Genomic DNA, 19,157 nt, shown 5'->3' with positions numbered 1-19,157 from the left:
TTTATGTTTTTATGTTTTTATGTTTTAACTTGTATTAACTAGGCTTAAATGAGTTACTTATTTTCTTGTGAAGGTTCTGCGTTAAAGCTCATTGAGCTGGCTGTAGCCAAAAACTGTTTTAGGCTCATACTTTCAGGAATTTGAATACTCCCTTCGGTAAGTAAAGCGGAAAGCCCATGCACCATTGACCATGCCCCCAGTGCCTGCGTTTTAGCTATGAGTGGTTCATTAACTTTCATCGCAAATGCATCACGCAATAAATCAAAAGGGCGGTTAATACGTTTAGTATATTCCTTATCAGAATTGATACCTAAGATTGGTTTTTCTGCAATTTCAGTCTCATTTTTATTTTGAGAATGAACAATGGGAGACTGATGAGATTCTCCAATCATCAGACGATATAACTGAGGGTTTGCTAGAGCAAATTCTATATAGCTTACGCCATATGCAAGAATTAATTCTCCTGCAAGGTTCGGGTTTGATGGCGTTAGTTTTTTTTGACAATCAAGCATGGCATTTTCCATCTGCTGAAAGCCCGATTCTATGACACTTTTAATCAGCTCATTTTTATTTTTAAAATGGGCATAAGGTGCCATGTGTGACACACCTACTTCAGCGGCAATACCTCTAAGTGAAAGCCTGGTAGCACCATCTCTAACAAGCACAATATTTGCAGCCTCGATCAACGATGCCTTTAGATCTCCGTGGTGGTACTGTTTTTCATTCATTGCTTCAAAGAACCAGAAAAGTTACACAAATGCTTGGCCGATAGTATAAAGAGATAAAATTAATAAATCATCTTGAAGGGGCATAAACTAGACTTCAAAAAGTTTCTCATAAATCACTTTCTATGGAATTGAGCGATATTTTATCGTAATTCTAGGCCGATGATTTGGCAATGATCTGTCAAGAGCTATCTACCTATGAGCAGCACAGTATTTTTGAGAGGTTGCTTCAATAAAAAGCAGACTTAATTACTCTGTTTTATCTTTAAAGTCACACAAGTCTTCAATAATACAAGAGCCACAGCGCGGCTTTCTTGCAATACAGGTATAGCGCCCGTGTAAAATAAACCAATGGTGAACATCGACTTTAAATTCAGCAGGGGTGACTTTAAGCATTTTTTCTTCAACTTGGTCGACATTCTTGCCCATAGCAAACTTGGTTCGGTTCGCCATTCTGAAAATATGCGTATCAACAGCAATCGTCGGCCAACCAAAGGCAGTATTGAGCACAACGTTGGCTGTTTTTCTGCCTACGCCGGGTAGGGCTTCTAATGCTTCACGATTTTCTGGCACTTCACCACCGTGTAATTCGATTAGCATTTTACAGGCTTTAATGACGTTAATCGCTTTGTTGTTATACAAGCCAATAGTTTTAATATAGGTTTTTAAGCCATCAACACCAAGGTCGTAAATTGATTGAGCTGTATTAGCAACTGGAAATAGTTTATCGGTTGCTTTGTTGACACTCACATCGGTTGCTTGCGCAGAAAGCGTTACCGCGACTAGCAATTCAAATGGGCTGGCAAAGTTAAGTTCTGTTTCAGGCTTAGGGTTATTATCTCTAAGCCTAGTCAGCATTTCATAGCGTTTTTGTTTATTCATTTTATTTATTCGTTATGTTGATATTTCAGTTATTTAACCGACTTTAGTGATCCGCGCACGTGCAATAGCTTCTGGTGCTTGTTGAGGTTTCTTTTGCTCAATTTTACTATCTATAACGTTTTTAAGTGCGATCAGTAATCCCATAGCGATAAACGCACCAGGTGGCAACATTGCTAGCAAAAACGGTGTATCAACATTAAATACTTGAATGGTGAGGTTCGCTGCCCAGTCTCCCAGTAAGAGTTCAGCTCCATCAAATAAGGTTCCTTGGCCAAGTATTTCTCTCATACCGCCTAAAACAACCAAAATTGCCGTAAAGCCAACACCCATCATTAATCCATCAAATGCAGCACTGGTAACATTATTGCGAGACGCAAACGCTTCAGCTCGGCCGATAATGACGCAGTTCGTTACAATAAGTGGTAAGAAGATCCCTAAGGATAAGTAAAGGCCATAAGCATATGCGTTGATGAGTAACTGTACACAAGTCACTAGTGCGGCGATGATCATGACAAATACAGGGATGCGTATTTCTTTGGGAACAAATTCACGCACTAAAGAAACCAGCACATTGGAGCCTACAAGCACAATGAGTGTTGCGAGGCCTAAACCTAACGCATTAGTGACTGTAGCAGTAACAGCTAAAAGAGGGCAAAGCCCAAGTAGTTGTACAAGCCCAGGGTTATTTTTCCATAATCCTTGCCATGCAATTTCACGATAATTAGTCATTTTCACGTCCACAATGATTGACGGTGTTATAAAGTGATTCTCTATTAGCACTGACAAAAGCGAGCGCATTGTTAATGGCGTTGACGTAAGCACGCGGTGTAATCGTTGCCCCAGTGAATTGATCTATGTCGCCACCATCTTTTTTAACTGCCATTGGCTTGCTATTTGGGTCGTACAATAAGTTGCTAAAGCCTAATACCCAATCTGATTTACGAAGTTCAATTTTATCGCCAAGCCCTGGGGTTTCTTGATGAGTTAAGGTTCTAACACCTAATAACTCATTGTCATTATTAACACCTAAAATGATTTTAATGTCACCGTTATAACCATCTGGTGCAATAGCTTCAATTGCAATCGCTATAGGTTCATTATTCATCTTAGCAATATAAACAGGCAACGCTTCATCAGAACCAAGGAACTCTTGATTGGTCACTAAAATACAATCTTCAGTTAACTCATTATCATGCAAATGATTAGGGATAATTTGTTCTAAGATACCTGCAAGCTGTTTACGTTGCTGGTCGATAATTCGATCTTCGGTAAAAAAATTCACTGAAGCGACCAAGCCTGTGCAACAGAGTGCGAACAGGGCAAGGATAAGGCCGTTTCGAGTAATAATATTGAACATGTTTAATCCTGTAGTTTAGCGGCTTAATTTCCCGCGCGATGACCATATGAACGAGGACGGATATAGTAATCGATAAATGGTGCACACATGTTGGCAAGTAACACTGCAAACGCTACGGCATCAGGGTAACCACCGTAAGTTCTAATCACGAAAACTAATACACCAATAATGGCACCGAACAAGAGTCTTCCACGTGTACTGGTCGCCGCTGTGACTGGGTCAGTTGCAATAAAAAATGCGCACAACATTGTGCCGCCAGAAAATAGGTGCAGCATTGGGCTTGCGTGAGTGTCTGGGTTGAGTAAAAATCCGAAACCCGAACAAACGAATATTGCTAATAAAATACCAGTGCTAATGTGCCAACGTATGACGTTAAGTTTCAACATAATTAGGCCACCTGCAAGGTAGGCTAAATTGATCCAGAACCAACCAACACCAGTCATGCCATCAAATACATTACGCTGTAGGCTTTCACTACTTGTCATACCCATTGATAAGTCTGTTTTAAAGGTATCAAGCGGCGTGGCCATCGTATGGCCATCAACGGCAATTCTAAAATGATCTAAGCCTGCACTGGTAAATTCAAAAATGTGGGCAAAAGCTGCCACAATACCCACCTGATTCGCAGCTAATTCAGCAGGCGCTACCCAGTTAGTCATTTGCACTGGAAAGGATACGAGCAGTAATACATAAGCCGCCATGGCAGGGTTGAATATGTTATTACCTAATCCGCCATATAAGTGCTTAACAATCACCATCGCAAACCCGCAACCAATGACAGTCATCCACCAAGGGGTAAGTGGTGGGATTGCTATAGCGATTAATATCCCAGTAACCAATGCACTGTTATCAGATAAGGCATTTTTAATCGATTTATTACGAAGCTTCATTATTGCAGCTTCTGCCGATAAACAAGTTAATACAGCAATTAGGATTTGTACCAGAGTACCCATACCAAAAAAGTATACTTGAGCTAAAATGCCAGGAATTAAACATAATGCCACGCGTTGCATCACTTTATTGGTGTGCAATGTGGTGCTTACATGGGGAGAGGATGCAATTTTAAATGCCATGATTATTCCTTTTCGCTCAACTTCTGTTTATTAGCCAGTTTTTTCGCTTTGGCTTTTGCAACCGCTGCAGCTATACGTGCTTTTTTATCATCTACTGGTTCGCTTACATTAGAAGGCGTAACAGGCAGGGCACTTGTTTCCGTTTGAGCTGGTGAAATAAGGGCATCAGCATTTATTCTGTCATCAGACTCAACATCAGTTTTATTTTCAGATTCAGCTGCTTTTTGCGCTAGCTTTTTCGCTTTAGCACGTGCGACAGCAGCGGCTATTTTAGCTTTCTTATCATCAAGCGGTTTGGATACATCAGATTCCGTACCTGTGCCTATTTCAGTATGAACTTGTGGCGCTTGCCCTTGAGAAGACTGCTCTTGAGATGATTGCACTGGCGAACTTTGTATATCCATATCGGCAGCTGACTCAGCTTGTTTTTGAGCTAGTTTTTTCGCTTTAGCACGCGCTACAGCAGCGGCTATTTTAGCTTTCTTATCATCAAGCGGTTCGGATACATCAGAATCCGTACCTGTACCTATTTCTGACTGAGCTTGCACTTGTGGCGCTTGCTCTTGAGAAAACTGGTCTTCAGAAGATAGCACTTGCGAATTTGCTGCATCCATATCGCTGGCGGACTCAGCTTGTTTTTGTGCAAGCTTTTTCGCTTTAGCACGTGCAACTGCTGCCGCGATTTTAGCTTTTTTGTCATCAACGGGTTCGTTTTGAGCTGATGCAGTATCATTCTCTGACAGCGTTGCTTTATTCTGAGCTAATTTTTTTGCTTTAGCTCGAGCTACAGCGGCTGCAATTTGCGCTTTTTTATCATTAACTGCAGGTAAATTATCAGTTGATGCATTTTCATCTGGAGTATTCGATATTGTTGATTGATTGGCTAACTTCTTCGCCTTAGCTCGCTCAATGGCCGCTTTTACAGCTGCAGATTTATCTGTCGCTGGTTTGTCTTGTTTACTTTCTTGTTCTGCTGCTAACTTTTTAGCTGCGACGCGCGCCATGGCTTCAGCGACAGTATTTTTATTGCTACTAGCATTTGCCGCAGCTTTGCGTTTTTCTGCCGCTAAACGAGATTTCTCTTCTCGGGCAAGTTTTTCATCTTCTAAACGTTTGAGTCGTGCTTCGAAGCGAATTTTTGCTTGTTCAGCTTGTTGTTTTTCTTCAGCTTCATTTTTTAATGCCGACTTAGCAACGCGATAGTATTCCACTAATGGAATGTCACTTGGGCAAACAAAACTACAACAACCGCATTCAATGCAATCTTTTAAATTAAAGCTGGCTGCTTTGTCGTATTCTTCCGCTTTAGCATGCCAAAATAGTTGCTGTGGTAATAATAAAGCAGGGCAGACAACGGCGCATTCACCACAACGTATACAGGCTTTCTCTTCGACATCAGGCGCGATTTCGTTGGCACTTGGCGTCAGAATACAGTTAGTGCCTTTTAATACAGGCACATCATAATCAGGTAGCGCGTAACCCATCATAGGGCCACCAATAATCACTTTCTGATTTCTATCTGCGTTAAAACCGACTTGCTGCAGCGCATATTCAACGCTAGTACCTATCGCAATCCAATAATTACCCGGTTGAGTAACTTGTTCACCCGTTAAAGTGACGAGTCGTTCGATAAGTGGTTTCCCATGTAAAACAGCATCTTGAATAGCATATGCAGTACCAACATTGTGCACCACCACACCTTGCTGAGCTGGAATACTGCCAGTTGGGACTTCTCGGCCGGTAATGATTTGTATTAATTGTTTCTCACCACCTGAAGGGTATTTTGTTGGTATAACGGTGATTTTGACAATGGAGGTTAAATCATCAAATCTTGCTAAACATTGCTGCATTGCAAGAGTCGCTTCTGGTTTATTATCTTCAATTGCAACAACAATACGTTGTGGTGTTAGCAACTGATTAATAATTTGAATACCCTTAAAAATCTCTAAAGCATTCTCACGCATTAATACATCATCAGATGTGATGTAAGGTTCACACTCAACACCATTGATAATTACTAAATCGATTTCACTCGCTGGGTTAAGCTTTATATGACTCGGAAAAGTTGCACCACCCATTCCAGCGATGCCAGCTTGCTTAATTTTATCTAAAATTTGCTGATTTGATAATTCAACTAAAGCTGACTCTTGATAGTCAATTGTTTGATTAAGACCGTCAGCTTCGATTATACAAGTAAGTGTTGGTAGCCCTGAAGCATGGTTACTTGATTGTAAGCTGATATCAATAACATGGCCGGAAACTGGGGAATGCACTGGTAAGTACATAAAACCTTCGCCATCGGTTAATTGTTGGCCCTGTTTTACCTGCTCGCCCACTTTAATGCTGAGCCGAGCGCAATCACCTACTTGTGGTAATGGAACGCGATATTGGCCAGCAGGCGTTAATCGCTTGGCTGCCGATTGATTTGAAAGTGATTTGAGTTGCGGCGGATGGATCCCTCCAGGAGAGTGCCATAACGTTCCTTTATCAATTTGTTCTAATAAAGTTAGCACTGAGAGTCCTCTTTTACAGCTTTATCTTCTTGCTTCATTCTGATGGTGACAGTTCTATCTTCTACGACTGTGACTGGAATACTCGCTAACTTCCAATCCCAATTTTTAAGATTTTGTTCAACGGGGATCATATCAATACAGTCAACAGGGCAAGGTTCGACGCATAAGTCACAACCTGTACAATCTTTGGCAATGACTGTGTGCATGAGTTTGCCCGCGCCTAAAATGGCATCGACAGGACAGGCTTGTATGCACTTTGTGCAGCCAATGCACTCATCTTCGCGGATGTAAGCCACTTTTTTTACGGCTTCTTGTGCAACTTCATTTAATGGTTCTGGGTCAACACCCATTAAGCCTGCAAGTTTTTCCATGGTAGCGGTGCCACCGGGAGGACATTTATTAATGTTATCGCCATTTGCTATGGCTTCTGCGTAAGGCCTGCAACCTGGGTAGCCACATTGGCCACATTGTGTTTGAGGTAATAAGGCTTCGACCTGATCAATAATTGGGTTACCTTCAACTTTAAATTTAATTGAGGCGTAACCTAATATTAATCCGAAAATTAGTGCTAGAAGTGTCAGCACAACGACAGCAATTGCAATACTCGACATGACTATTTAACCAGCCCCGCAAATCCCATAAAGGCTAAAGACATTAAACCTGCTGTGATCATGGCAATAGCGCCGCCTTTAAACGGGAGTGGCACATCTGCAGCGGCTAAACGTTCTCGCATGGCAGAAAATAAAACCAGCACTAATGAAAAACCAACAGCAGCACCAAAACCATATACAGCTGATTGAATAAAGTTATGATCTTCATTTACGTTTAGCAGTGCGACACCAAGTACCGCACAGTTGGTGGTAATTAGCGGTAAATAAATGCCTAAGGCGCGATGTAAAGATGCACTGGTTTTTTGGACTAACATTTCAGTAAACTGTACGACAACGGCAATGACTAAAATAAAGCTCATTGTGCGTAAATAAGTTAATCCAAATGGCTGTAGTAAAAACTCATTAGTTAGATAGCTTAAGATAGAGGCTAAAGTTAGTACAAATGTGGTAGCCATCGACATTCCGATGGCGGAGGCAAGTTTACTAGATACCCCCATAAAAGGGCACAAGCCAAGAAATTTTACTAAAACGAAATTGTTAACCAGTACGGTACCAATTAACAGTAAGAGATAGTCTGTCATTACTACACTTTTCTATTTGATATTAGCTCTATTATCTAAGGTTTAGGGTCGAGAAACAACGGATAAAAAAAAGGGTTATGTAAATATTAACCCTATTTTGGAAGATTGGTCTTACATTGATTATTTATTTATCAGTTTTAGCGATGATTTCAGGCCTAGCAATATAATATCCTTGCAAGCCATCAACTAACATTTTTTCTAATGTCAGTTTTTCATCTTGTCTTTCAACGCCAGTTGCAATGACTTTTATGCCAATGCGACGTGAAATATCAACAATCATTCTGACAAAGAATTTGTTGTTATTGTCTTGGTCAATACCGTCGCTATAGCTGCTATCAAGTTTAATCACATCGGGTTTTACTTCTCGGAAAAATTTAAATGATGAAAAGCCTAAACCAAATTGCTGGATAGCAACTCTTGCGCCGACCTTATGCATTTCGTGAACAAAACGGCGACTAGCAGTGACATTTTGTTGCATACCCGATTCACTGACTTCGAACACAAGCCTTGCAGAGGTCGAACGGTGGCTTGATAAAATATCTCTCAGCCAAGAAACAAATATTTCTTGTAGGGCAGAAGATGCACTGATATTGACGCCAAAATTACCGGTTAAACTTGGGTTTGCATTGAGTAACTGTAAGGTGTGAACCACGATCATTTTATCTAAATCGATATTCAAACCGTGACGTTCCGACATGGCAATAACGCTGGCTGTGGGTAAGTTTGAACCTTCAGTATTAAAAAATCGCGCATACAGTTCGCGGTATACATCGACTTGATTGTTACAAGGCAATATCGGCTGTTGAAAGAACTTAAGGCTTTTGCGATTAATTAATTCATTAATCGTTACTTTCCAGTGGTCATCACCTAATTGTTCGTTGCCGGTAAATTTTTCAAGAATATGGTAACGATTGAGTCCAGAAGTTTGCGCTATGCTCACGGCTGTGTCTGCCAAGGTTAACAGCGCATGAGTATCGCTATTACTTTCAAATGGCACCATGCCACTATGGGCAATGTTATCGGTTTCAACAGTTTGAGCATACTCATCGAAGTAGGCTTTTAATGTGACTAAAAATTGTTCGCCTTCTTTTACTGTAATGTCTTGGATAAACAGCGCAAAATCACTACTTGATACGCGATAATATTCACTCACACCTGATTTAGCTGCAGCGCGTCTTATACAAGAAGCAATTTGACTTAAGTAATCATCACCCGCTTCACGGCCATGTAATTGATTGATGGTTGATAAATCAGCGGCTTTAATTATTGCAAGCACACCAAACTGCTTTTTGTCGGAGTTACTGATACTTTTCATATAATCATTAAAGCGACGGCGGGTAGAAAAGCCCGTAACAGGATCTTGATATGCCGCTTTTGCTAGTAAATCATTTTCTTTATGAAAATTACCAATGCTGGTTTTAAGCTCTATACGGCTTTTTTCAAGCGCGATACCAATGGGTTTTAAAGAACCTCTTAAACGAGATGTTTGAACGGCTTGGAAGGTTAGGTTTGGAATGTTGTCGATATAATCGCAAAGGTATTTTATGCCACGACGATGCAGCATCATTAATATAGCAAAGCTAATCATGAGAATAAGGTAAGCAAAAATAACCAGAGTCGCGGCTTTTTCTAAATTGACGAAACTTGCAGATATGACTGATTTAGTGCTGAGTCTGACTTGCAAGCGACCATTGGGTAATGACTTTGTATGGCCTAATTGAATGCTGAAAATTTTGTCTTCAAATTCTGCATCACTTTTTGCCAATGTGCCGTAGGTATAGTTGAGATCACTGTCGCTTTCATGGATATATTGAAAAAACTGAAAGGTAAAATTTTGGGACAGGGTGTTGAATAGCGTTTCACCGTTTTCATCCCACTCAGTCATATTATCAATATGTGTGATGTAGTTTTGGATGGCTAATGCGCCTTGTTGCTGCATTTCTTTATTTTCCAGATCATAAATCCGGAAAAACAGTAGTCCAAAAATCACAAACAGTACTAATTGGAATGATTTCGATAAGCCCATGGATAGTCCATTTCCTGTAATAATCTGATGTCATCATACATTTATGTATAGCGGCAAAAAATTAAAAAGCTATAACAAATAAAGGAGTTAACACTAAGATTGTAGTGTAAATTTTAGGAAATTATAAAGGAATTTAAAAAAGATAGATATCAAGAAAGGGTATAATACTGACAAAGCGTCAAAATCTTGGCTCCCCGGACTGGACTCGAACCAGTGACATACGGATTAACAGTCCGCCGTTCTACCAACTGAACTACAGGGGATTTGAAGATTTATAAGAAGTGGCTCCCCGGACTGGACTCGAACCAGTGACATACGGATTAACAGTCCGCCGTTCTACCAACTGAACTACAGGGGAATCGATACTTCATTATATTTTGTTTTAATTGGCTCCCCGGACTGGACTCGAACCAGTGACATACGGATTAACAGTCCGCCGTTCTACCAACTGAACTACAGGGGAATCGATTAAAACTTAGATAAAATTGGCTCCCCGGACTGGACTCGAACCAGTGACATACGGATTAACAGTCCGCCGTTCTACCAACTGAACTACAGGGGAATTGCATTTTATCTATGTTTTCAACTTACTATACTAAATTGGCTCCCCGGACTGGACTCGAACCAGTGACATACGGATTAACAGTCCGCCGTTCTACCAACTGAACTACAGGGGAATCGTTTTAGCAATGTATTGCTGAGAACGGAGCGCATAGTAAAACGCCCTGAACGATCAGTCAACTCGAGATATAAAAAAAATTGAAAAATTGATGTTAACTGCTCATCTAATACCCATCGTGGCTTATAATTCATCATAATGAGTGTTTTTTCACAAGTAAATTGATTAGTAACGATTTAATGGCTTTATCATTTTACTTATCAACTTTAATCCTAAACAGGTTAATTGAGCGATTTAGTCAATAACAATCACTGTTTAATCCCTATATAGGCTGATGCTTGACGCAGTTCTATACATATACATCATTTGAATGACGCTAAATTCATTTTCTACAAAATATTTGTTTCTCTTCTGATACATGTCTTTTTACGCGTCAATCATGCTAATCGATCATATAAGCGGCTAACGCTTTATAAACAGTTTTTCAGCTATGAGCGCTTAAATCATAGATCTTTTAGCTAAGCTTAAAAACTTGCTCTTTATAAGGTTAACTCATTAAGCATCGTTATCTACGTTGGCTTATTAACATTAGCCATCTGTATTCAGGTTACTTATATATGCTGCTAAATTTGTAGTGGGTGATGGCTTTGATAACGGTCACATCTACGTTACACCATTTACACGTGGGTTGATTAAATAGATTTGCCCGTATTCGTCACTCCTAGTTTTCCCTAATTACTCCTAGTTGCTCCTACTTGTTCATATGTAGTGTTCTAGCCTTGGAAGGTTATTAGTTGAGGGATAAAAAAGAGATAGTGATTTATGGATTAAAGCATTTAATGGAATCAATCAGAACTAAGTTAAAATTGGCAATGTGATGCTACTCACTATTTCATTATAAGCACACTACAGCCCAAGTTTGGTTAATGTCACTACTCGCGAATAAACAGCAAGCAATAATGTTGTTTGCGGAATTTTATGTAAAGAAAATGGCGGCCCTTGTTTTAATTTTAATGTAGATCGGCTTATTAATAATGAGATCGAATTACGAGTACGAGCAGGTCATTGCCGATACCCCGTTTCAATCAAAATGATGTATTCATGTCAGCAGACTTACAAATGTAATTTTATTTCATGTATCTTTTTTTACTGTTTTATTAATTTCTGTTTACCCTAACACCCCAGTAATATTGGGCTAGAGTGAGTTATCCACTAAATCTGTGGATAAGCCTGTGAGTTACTCTTAAAATACCCTCTGAAGCCCTTATGAGCATTGACTAGAAGTTAAATTATGCTCTGAATCAACAAATTAAAAATCATAAAACTAATCAAGGTGTTACAAAATGCAATAGATTTTTATTTGCTCGGATTATTTAGTGATGGTTAATGTAGTATATGTGTACGCGCTATTGTGTATTAAATTGCCATAGAAATGAGGTTTTTGGCGCTTTTATCGACAGTTTTAAGCTTTTGGCGCTGTTGTAGCATAATTTCATGTTTTGTTCGTCAAATTGTAATGATTGACTGATATGCGGCTAAATCATTTGGGATCGCTTATTCATTTATCAAACCATTTTTGGTGTTTGTTTTATATGATGGCTGTTTTAAAAGTGACAAATTATCAACTGATGATAAATGCAACTGATGTGCAAGACATTTGCAATTAGCAGTCAACGTGTCCCAGACGAAAAATAGTTTTCAACTATGCAAATTCTTGTATCTGCGATTGTTTGGCTGGGTTTATAAAGCTTTTGGGTCGCAATGTTCGGCAGGTTCAGTATAAAATGGTTTATCATTTTTATAGGATGCTTAGACGTGAAAGAACCGGTTTTCAATCTTGTTTCAGATTACTCTCCCGCTGGTGATCAGCCTACGGCGATAAAACAGCTGGTCGATGGGCTAGAAGCCGGTGTCGCTAAGCAAACCTTATTAGGTGTAACCGGTTCAGGTAAAACATTTACCGTTGCTAATTTAATCCAGACCTTAGGTCGTCCGACAATCATTATGGCGCCAAATAAGACATTGGCTGCACAATTATATGGCGAGATGAAAGAGTTCTTTCCGAATAATGCAGTTGAATATTTTGTGTCTTATTATGATTACTATCAGCCAGAAGCCTATGTTCCAGCCTCTAATACCTTCATCGAAAAAGATGCTTCAGTTAACGCTCATATTGAGCAAATGCGCCTTTCTGCGACTAAAGCCCTGCTAGAGCGTAAAGATGTGGTATTAATCGCGTCTGTGTCGGCTATCTATGGCTTGGGCGATCCTGAGCTATATATGAAGATGCTATTACATCTGCGTCAGGGTGACATGATGGGACAGCGAGACATTATTACTCGTTTAGGTGAGCTGCAATATACCCGCAATGATATCGACCTACAGCGCGGTACGTTTCGTGTTCGTGGTGAAGTAATTGATATTTTTCCTGCTGAATCAGAACGCGATGCGGTCAGAGTTGAGTTATTTGATGATGAAATTGAGCAACTCAGTGAGTTTGATCCATTAACAGGTCATGTCACTAAACGCTTAGCTCGCACTACTGTGTACCCTAAGAGCCACTATGTTACTCCTAGAGAGAAAATCATCGAAGCGACAGAGCATATAAAAGAAGAATTGCGTGAACGTCGTAAAGAGCTATTAGATAACAATAAACTGATTGAGGCTCAACGTATTTCAGAACGTGTGCAATATGATATTGAGATGATGGTCGAGTTAGGTTATTGCTCAGGTATCGAAAACTACTCTCGATATTTATCTGGTCGCTCACAAGGCGATGGACCTCCAACATTATTAGATTATTTACCTGCAAATGGTTTATTAATTATTGATGAATCCCACGTTACCGTGCCTCAAATTGGCGCAATGTACAAAGGTGACCGTAGCCGTAAAACAACACTTGTTGAATATGGTTTCCGTTTACCCTCAGCATTAGACAACAGACCACTTAAATTTGAAGAGTTTGAGCAGTTAATGCCACAAACGGTATTTGTATCTGCAACCCCAAGTGATTATGAGTTTGAGCAAAGTGATGGTGAAATAGCTGAACAAGTTGTTAGACCGACTGGTTTACTTGATCCAGAAATAGAAATTCGCCCCGTTGCTATTCAAGTCGATGATTTACTTTCTGAAATCCCAAAACGTGTTGCCGTTAATGAAAGGGTACTTATTACAACGTTAACCAAACGTATGTCTGAGGATTTAACCGAATACCTGGATGAGCATGGCGTTAAGGTCCGTTATTTACATTCTGATATTGATACCGTTGAACGTGTAGAAGTGATACGAGATTTACGACTAGGTCACTTTGATGTTCTGGTTGGAATTAACTTGCTTCGCGAAGGCTTAGATATGCCAGAAGTGTCGTTAGTGTGTATTTTAGATGCAGATAAGGAAGGTTTTTTACGTTCTGAACGTTCACTTATCCAAACCATTGGCCGCGCAGCACGTAATGTTAATGGTAAAGTTATTCTGTATGCTGACAAAGTCACTAAGTCGATGGAAAAAGCTATTGGAGAAACAGAACGTCGCCGCGAAAAGCAGCATGCGCATAATTTGAAATTAGGCCAAACACCAAAAGGGGTGACGAAAAAAGTCACAGATGTGATGGACTTGGGCGATCCTCATCGTGGTAACAGTAAACACAAATACACTGCTTTTGGTAAAGTGGCTGAAAAAGAAACACAATATAAAACCGATACTAAAGTACAGAGTGTTGCTGAATTATCGCAGCAAATTGATGCACTAGAAAAGCAGATGCATCAACATGCGCGCGATCTTGAGTTTGAACAAGCTGCTGCAGTGCGTGACCAAGTGAAAAGCCTGCGGGAACAAATTATTCTTAACAGTTAGTTTATTATCGATAAACTTACAGACAATCCTGTTTGAAACAATAAAAGCTTAGCAATTATGCTAAGCTTTTTTTATCTTTTAATATCAGAATACTTTGAAGGTATTAACTTCACATTCGAAAATGAGTGTTTTTATTTTGCGGGTTGTTTCACCACTTTTGTTAAGGATGTCTAATCTTAGCTTAAAAACGAGACATTAAACGCGATTGCTTTACGGCTGCGACTGTAAAAAATCGCTTAATAGCGTAAAATATAATGACATTTTCCGAATGAAAGTTCTTCTAAACGAGGATCAATGAATACTAATAAAGATAAATACAGTATCGACAATACTGATTACACCGTCGGTCAAGATAACATTCAAAAATGGGGTTTTGATGTACATAACCCTGTTTTTGGTATCAGCGCTTCCTTAATTGGTCTGTTCATCATCGCTATCTTGTTGGTGGAACCAGAAACATCTAAATCTGTTTTAGACGGCATCAAATGGCAAATTATTGGTGCTTTCGACGGTTTATTTATGTGGTCAGCCAATATCTTCGTATTGTTTTGTTTAGCAATGATTATTTCGCCTTACGGTAAAATCCGTTTGGGCGGAGCCGAGGCCAAGACTGACTATTCTAGATTATCTTGGGTTGCTATGTTATTTGCTGCTGGTATGGGGATCGGGCTGATGTTTTGGGCCGTTGCTGAACCTGTAGCTTATTTTACTGGATGGTATGAAACGCCACTTAATGTCGCAGCCAATACTGCTGAAGCAAAAGAGCTCGCACTGGGTGCGACTATGTTCCACTGGGGACTTCATCCGTGGGCAATCTATGGTGTAGTGTCATTATCGTTAGCATTTTTTGCTTACAACAAAGGTTTACCGCTGTCGATGCGTTCAGTGTTTTATCCGATTTTGGGTGATCGCACCTGGGGTTGGCCTGGGCATGTTGTTGATATTTTGGCTGTTATCGCAACCTTGTTTGGTTTAGCTACATCGCTTGGCTTAGGGGCACAACAAGCTGCTAGTGGTTTCCATCATGTATTTGGCATGGAAAACGGCTTAACTCTGCAAATAGCGATTATCTTTGCTGTGACCTTAATTGCAGTTGTTTCGGTAATGCGCGGTATTGATGGCGGCGTTAAAGTCATTAGTAATGTCAATATGCTGCTCGCGCTTATCTTAGTGGTATTTGTTGCTTTAGTGAGCTTTGCAGTAGCAATGGGAACAATCCCTACGACTGTTATGGGCTACATTAAGAATATCATTCCATTAAGTAATCCTATCGGTCGCGAAGACGAAGCCTGGATGCATGGTTGGACTGTTTTCTATTGGGCGTGGTGGATTTCATGGTCCCCATTTGTTGGTATGTTTATCGCGCGTATTTCACGAGGTCGTACGATTCGTGAGTTTATGACTGCCGTGCTAATTGCACCGACAGTGGTAACGATACTATGGATGTCTGTATTTGGTGGCGTTGGTATTGATCAAGTGGTGAATAACATTGGTACGCTAGGTGAAAAAGGACTGACAGATGTTCCTTTAGCCATGTTCCAAATGTTTGATCAATTGCCTTTAGGCAACATCCTATCAATGCTAGCTGTCATCTTAGTGTTAATATTCTTTGTGACATCTTCGGATTCAGGTTCATTGGTTATCGACAGTATTACCTCTGGTGGTAAAGTCGATGCACCTGCACCGCAACGCGTGTTTTGGGCTTTAGTTGAAGGCGCGATTGCTGCAGCGCTAGTTTGGGTTGGTGGTACTGAGGCGATAGAAGCATTACAAGCTGGTGCGATTTCGACGGCATTACCATTCACCATCATTCTGCTGGTAATGTGCATTAGTTTAATTATGGGATTAAGAACAGAAAAGCGTTAAGTTCTTGCTCTGCTATCGACATTACGTATTGAGAATGTACATTATTAGAATAATGCAAAAGGCACCTTAATTAAGGTGCCTTTTTTATTTGATATAGCACAGGTTTATAGCGCTAAATCCACAATTTTTTTATCGGAGTTTCCGCGCTATAGTGATGATAAATCTGCGCTTGCAATAACTCAGCTGTGGCAATGGCATCTGTTAGCGCATCATGTGGTGGATAAGTCGGCAGGTTATAACGAATTCTAGTACTTCCCAATCGAATGGATTCAGGTCGCTTATGCTTAAACCAATCTAAAAAGCCTTTAGGTTTGTTTTGCTGCACTTCAGCTTCTATTTGCATGGTGTCAACGACGGGAAATACGATTCCTTCATTAATCAATGATCGCAGTGCTGCATCAAAAAAATCACGTTCTATTCGACGGTAATGCACTACAACAATTTTACCCGCAAGTTCATCTAATAATTGCTCTAAAATACGCAGTAAGTCAGGTGCCCCTTTTAAGTCAGAGTGAGTGATACCATGAATGATAATAGAGTTTTCTTGCAGTTTATCTTCAGGGGTAACAAACCAATGCTTTGCATGTCTTAGTGCGATTCGGTTCAACGTAAATGGCACCAACCCAATACTGATTATGCTATTTTGGTCAGCATCCAACCCTGTAGTTTCAAAGTCTAGCGCAACAAACTCAATATCTTTGAGGAGTGTTTCAGCATGATATGTGCCGACATCATAAAAATTTGTTAAGCGTTTATCTTTGCTTTCTTTGGCTTTTATTTGTAAAAACGCTTCCCAGTTTAAGACTTCTTGATTGGTGAAATTACGCATTGTTTACCCCTGCATACTGTTTGCAGTGTAGCGGAATTTTAAAAAGTTCTGCGCGCTGCTTAATACCAAAAATGCATCTTTAAGATTACGCCTTTCAAATTCAGACATGTTTTCAGGTTCAATATTGTTATCAGGTTCTTGTTCTGCCTCAATATCTAATGCCTGATGACGAATGCGAACTAATGAAATGAACTCCATGGCATGTTGTAAATCTTTGCCTTTGGTAGCAGGAAGGATCCCGGCTTCTATAATGTCTTCCAGTCTATCGAAAGAGTTTTGCGATTGAGAGCCAATCGCCAGTGCGTGAACACGAATTAAATCAGCCAGTGGGGCTGTGCCACGTCTTTTTAAGTTGATCGAATTGTTATGACGACCATCTTTTTCCATGACGAAATCTTTAAAGAAGCCTAATGGCGGAGTACGGTTTAACGCATTTCGAGCAAGACAGGCTAAAAAGCGGTTATTTTTTTTCGCTTTTCTTAGAATGAAGGCATTTAATTGTTCTGCCCATTTAGGTCTGCCATACACGCCATACAAATCGAAGAAAATAGAACAGTTTAATAAAGCTTGAGGGTTCGGATTTTCAATCCAGTCAGCAAAGCAATCTTCCCATTGAGATTGAGTTTTACGGTATTCAGGGTTAGTCGCCATAATATCGCCAGTGCAATATGTATATCCACAAGCCGCTAGGCCATCACATACATAGTTAGCCAGGTTTTCAAAATATTCACCGTGTAGTGATTCTTGATAATCATTGTCGAGGATAATCGCATTATCTTGATCGGTGACGATTAATTGTTCATCACGCGCCATTGAACCCAGTGCAAGAAAACAGTAGGGCACAGGTGGTGGACCAAACTTTTCTTCAGCTAATTCAAGGAGGCGTTGCTTAAAGCTACGGCCAATTTCTGACATTGCACGACCGACCATATGCGAGTTAGCATCCTCGTTAACCATACGGACAAAACAAGCACTGTTTTGCTGAGATAATACAGTTAAATCTTCAATGCTGTTTTGCTGAAAAATACTGCTGACTATTAGCAAACTGTTTTGAGATTCATATCGAATAATATCGGTGACTTCAATTAAACCGATAGGCTGCCTGTTTTTTAAAATCGGTAGATGGTGAACGTTATATCGAAGCATTAATAGCATGGCTTCAAAAATATAGGCATTATGATCTAACGATATGAGCTCGGTAGACATTACTTCGCCCACTGGCGTGTCAACGTCTAAGCCTTCAGCAATAACTTTTGCGCATAGATCGCGAACGGTGATGATGCCGACAAAACTGTTGCCGCCTTCATCTGTGAGGCTTGGATCATTAATGATGGCTGCTGACACATTCTCATTGGTCATAATCCTGGCAACATCTTGAATTGAAGTTGTATTAGACAACATCACAGGTTCAGCACTCAGAATGGTTTTTACTTTAGATGTAGTGAGAGAGTTAGCATCATCACTATTATCCTCAACAGCTTGCTGTAATCGAATACTGCCTTCAACTTCAACAAAGTCAGCAAAGACATCGTAACGTTCACAAAACTCTTCAAAAATATTTTCGGGAATGCAATAAAGCAGCGTGTCTTTAACTGCTTTTGCAGGGTAGCGAACTTTATTGTTGGTCAATAAGCCAAGCTGTCCAAACAAACCACCTTGATCGAGTCGATTATAGAGTTCACCTTTACGGCGGTATATTTCTACTACGCCGCTACGGATCATATACAGATCATGAATCTTATCTTCAAATTCAATCACCATACTGTCAGAACGATAGTAAGAGATTTCGACGCTTTTAGACACTTCGATTAACGCTTGCTCAGGCAGTTGATCAAAAGGTGGGTACTGGCGGATGAAGTTTCGAATTTCAAGTAGTTCGACTTCCATTATTCGCTCGATATTATTGATTTGATTATAACAATCATTATATGGCATTTATTATGACTATGCAGTTAAGTCGCAAACAAGTTTTCAATAGTAAAATCGTATCAACAAAAACTTTGTTAATAAGGTCTTAGAATGTAAATAGAAAATTAGCTTATATTTTTGGATGATTTAAATTGATAGCTAAACCCATAATTATACGTGCTTGCAGAGGGTTTTGATGAATAATGGTTGTTATGGGTGATTATTTTTGATGTGAAGGTGCTGGATTTATAGACATAAAAAAACGCGCCTAAAGCGCGTTTTTTAAATCAATTACCTCTCGAACCAGAGGGGTGA

13 protein-coding genes and 5 tRNA genes are annotated in these 19,157 nt (G+C 39.9%); 2 read left to right on the top strand and 16 right to left on the bottom strand.

The window, feature by feature from the left end; translation table 11 throughout:
- Window positions 1–53: 53 nt before the first annotated feature.
- The 14 genes from L2737_RS07165 to L2737_RS07100 all read right to left on the bottom strand — a co-directional run bounded on the left by L2737_RS07165 (window position 54) and on the right by L2737_RS07100 (window position 10,445).
- The gene (locus tag L2737_RS07165; RefSeq protein WP_248955281.1) at window positions 54–728 is read right to left on the bottom strand and encodes a TetR/AcrR family transcriptional regulator; all 675 of its coding nucleotides are present in this window, start codon (window positions 726–728) and stop codon (window positions 54–56) included.
- Window positions 729–974: 246 nt separating this feature from the next.
- On the bottom strand, window positions 975–1,607 hold the full coding sequence (gene nth, locus L2737_RS07160; RefSeq protein ID WP_248955280.1) for an endonuclease III: 633 nt from the start codon (window positions 1,605–1,607) through the stop codon (window positions 975–977).
- 33 nt (window positions 1,608–1,640) lie between these two features.
- Window positions 1,641–2,336: an electron transport complex subunit E gene (locus tag L2737_RS07155; protein WP_102526054.1), complete on the bottom strand. Its 696-nt coding sequence runs from the start codon at window positions 2,334–2,336 to the stop codon at window positions 1,641–1,643.
- Window positions 2,329–2,964: an electron transport complex subunit RsxG gene (gene rsxG / locus L2737_RS07150; RefSeq protein ID WP_102526053.1), complete on the bottom strand. Its 636-nt coding sequence runs from the start codon at window positions 2,962–2,964 to the stop codon at window positions 2,329–2,331. The genes L2737_RS07155 and rsxG overlap by 8 nt, the downstream gene beginning before the upstream one ends.
- A 23-nt stretch (window positions 2,965–2,987) precedes the next feature.
- The gene (gene rsxD, locus L2737_RS07145) at window positions 2,988–4,037 is read right to left on the bottom strand and encodes an electron transport complex subunit RsxD (RefSeq protein ID WP_102526052.1); all 1,050 of its coding nucleotides are present in this window, start codon (window positions 4,035–4,037) and stop codon (window positions 2,988–2,990) included.
- A gap of 2 nt (window positions 4,038–4,039) precedes the next feature.
- Window positions 4,040–6,550, bottom strand: coding sequence for an electron transport complex subunit RsxC (gene rsxC / locus L2737_RS07140; RefSeq protein WP_248955279.1), 2,511 nt, complete (start codon window positions 6,548–6,550; stop codon window positions 4,040–4,042).
- Window positions 6,544–7,161: an electron transport complex subunit RsxB gene (gene rsxB / locus L2737_RS07135; protein ID WP_102526050.1), complete on the bottom strand. Its 618-nt coding sequence runs from the start codon at window positions 7,159–7,161 to the stop codon at window positions 6,544–6,546. Before rsxB ends, rsxC begins: the two co-directional genes overlap by 7 nt.
- Window positions 7,162–7,163: 2 nt before the next feature.
- Entirely contained in the window at window positions 7,164–7,742 is a 579-nt protein-coding gene (gene rsxA / locus L2737_RS07130; protein ID WP_102526049.1) for an electron transport complex subunit RsxA, read from the bottom strand.
- A 124-nt stretch (window positions 7,743–7,866) separates the two neighbouring features.
- The gene (locus L2737_RS07125) at window positions 7,867–9,768 is read right to left on the bottom strand and encodes an EAL domain-containing protein (protein WP_248955278.1); all 1,902 of its coding nucleotides are present in this window, start codon (window positions 9,766–9,768) and stop codon (window positions 7,867–7,869) included.
- Between the two features lie 187 nt (window positions 9,769–9,955).
- Window positions 9,956–10,031: transfer RNA gene (locus L2737_RS07120), tRNA-Asn, on the bottom strand.
- A gap of 19 nt (window positions 10,032–10,050) precedes the next feature.
- A tRNA-Asn gene (locus L2737_RS07115) sits at window positions 10,051–10,126 on the bottom strand.
- Between the two features lie 29 nt (window positions 10,127–10,155).
- Window positions 10,156–10,231: transfer RNA gene (locus L2737_RS07110), tRNA-Asn, on the bottom strand.
- Between the two features lie 23 nt (window positions 10,232–10,254).
- Window positions 10,255–10,330, bottom strand: a tRNA-Asn gene (locus L2737_RS07105).
- A gap of 39 nt (window positions 10,331–10,369) precedes the next feature.
- Window positions 10,370–10,445 (bottom strand) — tRNA-Asn (locus tag L2737_RS07100).
- A gap of 1,757 nt (window positions 10,446–12,202) precedes the next feature.
- Between L2737_RS07100 and uvrB the strand changes: the two genes are divergently transcribed.
- Together uvrB and L2737_RS07090 are read left to right on the top strand one after the other, a co-directional pair.
- Window positions 12,203–14,239 carry an excinuclease ABC subunit UvrB gene (gene uvrB, locus L2737_RS07095; protein WP_102527537.1) on the top strand — a complete coding sequence of 679 codons (2,037 nt, stop codon included), beginning with the start codon at window positions 12,203–12,205 and terminating at the stop codon, window positions 14,237–14,239.
- Window positions 14,240–14,533: 294 nt separating this feature from the next.
- Complete coding sequence (locus L2737_RS07090; protein ID WP_102527536.1) at window positions 14,534–16,105, top strand: BCCT family transporter; 1,572 nt, start codon at window positions 14,534–14,536, stop codon at window positions 16,103–16,105.
- Between the two features lie 112 nt (window positions 16,106–16,217).
- Here the strand turns inward: L2737_RS07090 and L2737_RS07085 are convergent, their stop codons facing one another.
- Both L2737_RS07085 and L2737_RS07080 read right to left on the bottom strand, forming a co-directional pair.
- Window positions 16,218–16,934, bottom strand: coding sequence for a 3'-5' exonuclease (locus L2737_RS07085; protein WP_102527535.1), 717 nt, complete (start codon window positions 16,932–16,934; stop codon window positions 16,218–16,220).
- Between the two features lie 3 nt (window positions 16,935–16,937).
- On the bottom strand, window positions 16,938–18,821 hold the full coding sequence (locus L2737_RS07080; protein WP_102527534.1) for a DUF294 nucleotidyltransferase-like domain-containing protein: 1,884 nt from the start codon (window positions 18,819–18,821) through the stop codon (window positions 16,938–16,940).
- Window positions 18,822–19,157: the final 336 nt, after the last annotated feature.

It is taken from the genome of Shewanella electrodiphila (assembly GCF_023283985.1).
Classification (GTDB): domain Bacteria; phylum Pseudomonadota; class Gammaproteobacteria; order Enterobacterales; family Shewanellaceae; genus Shewanella; species Shewanella electrodiphila.
This window is presented reverse-complemented; position numbering and strand designations above follow the sequence as displayed.

Coding starts and splice junctions, on each gene's coding strand:
- rsxA (WP_102526049.1), bottom strand. CDS start 7,742: ATGACAGACTATCTCTTACTGTTAATTGGTACCGTACTGGTTAACAAT.
- rsxD (WP_102526052.1), bottom strand. CDS start 4,037: ATGGCATTTAAAATTGCATCCTCTCCCCATGTAAGCACCACATTGCAC.
- rsxB (WP_102526050.1), bottom strand. CDS start 7,161: ATGTCGAGTATTGCAATTGCTGTCGTTGTGCTGACACTTCTAGCACTA.
- L2737_RS07090 (WP_102527536.1), top strand. CDS start 14,534: ATGAATACTAATAAAGATAAATACAGTATCGACAATACTGATTACACC.
- nth (WP_248955280.1), bottom strand. CDS start 1,607: ATGAATAAACAAAAACGCTATGAAATGCTGACTAGGCTTAGAGATAAT.
- L2737_RS07165 (WP_248955281.1), bottom strand. CDS start 728: ATGAATGAAAAACAGTACCACCACGGAGATCTAAAGGCATCGTTGATC.
- L2737_RS07085 (WP_102527535.1), bottom strand. CDS start 16,934: ATGCGTAATTTCACCAATCAAGAAGTCTTAAACTGGGAAGCGTTTTTA.
- L2737_RS07155 (WP_102526054.1), bottom strand. CDS start 2,336: ATGACTAATTATCGTGAAATTGCATGGCAAGGATTATGGAAAAATAAC.
- L2737_RS07080 (WP_102527534.1), bottom strand. CDS start 18,821: ATGGAAGTCGAACTACTTGAAATTCGAAACTTCATCCGCCAGTACCCA.
- rsxG (WP_102526053.1), bottom strand. CDS start 2,964: ATGTTCAATATTATTACTCGAAACGGCCTTATCCTTGCCCTGTTCGCA.
- L2737_RS07125 (WP_248955278.1), bottom strand. CDS start 9,768: ATGGGCTTATCGAAATCATTCCAATTAGTACTGTTTGTGATTTTTGGA.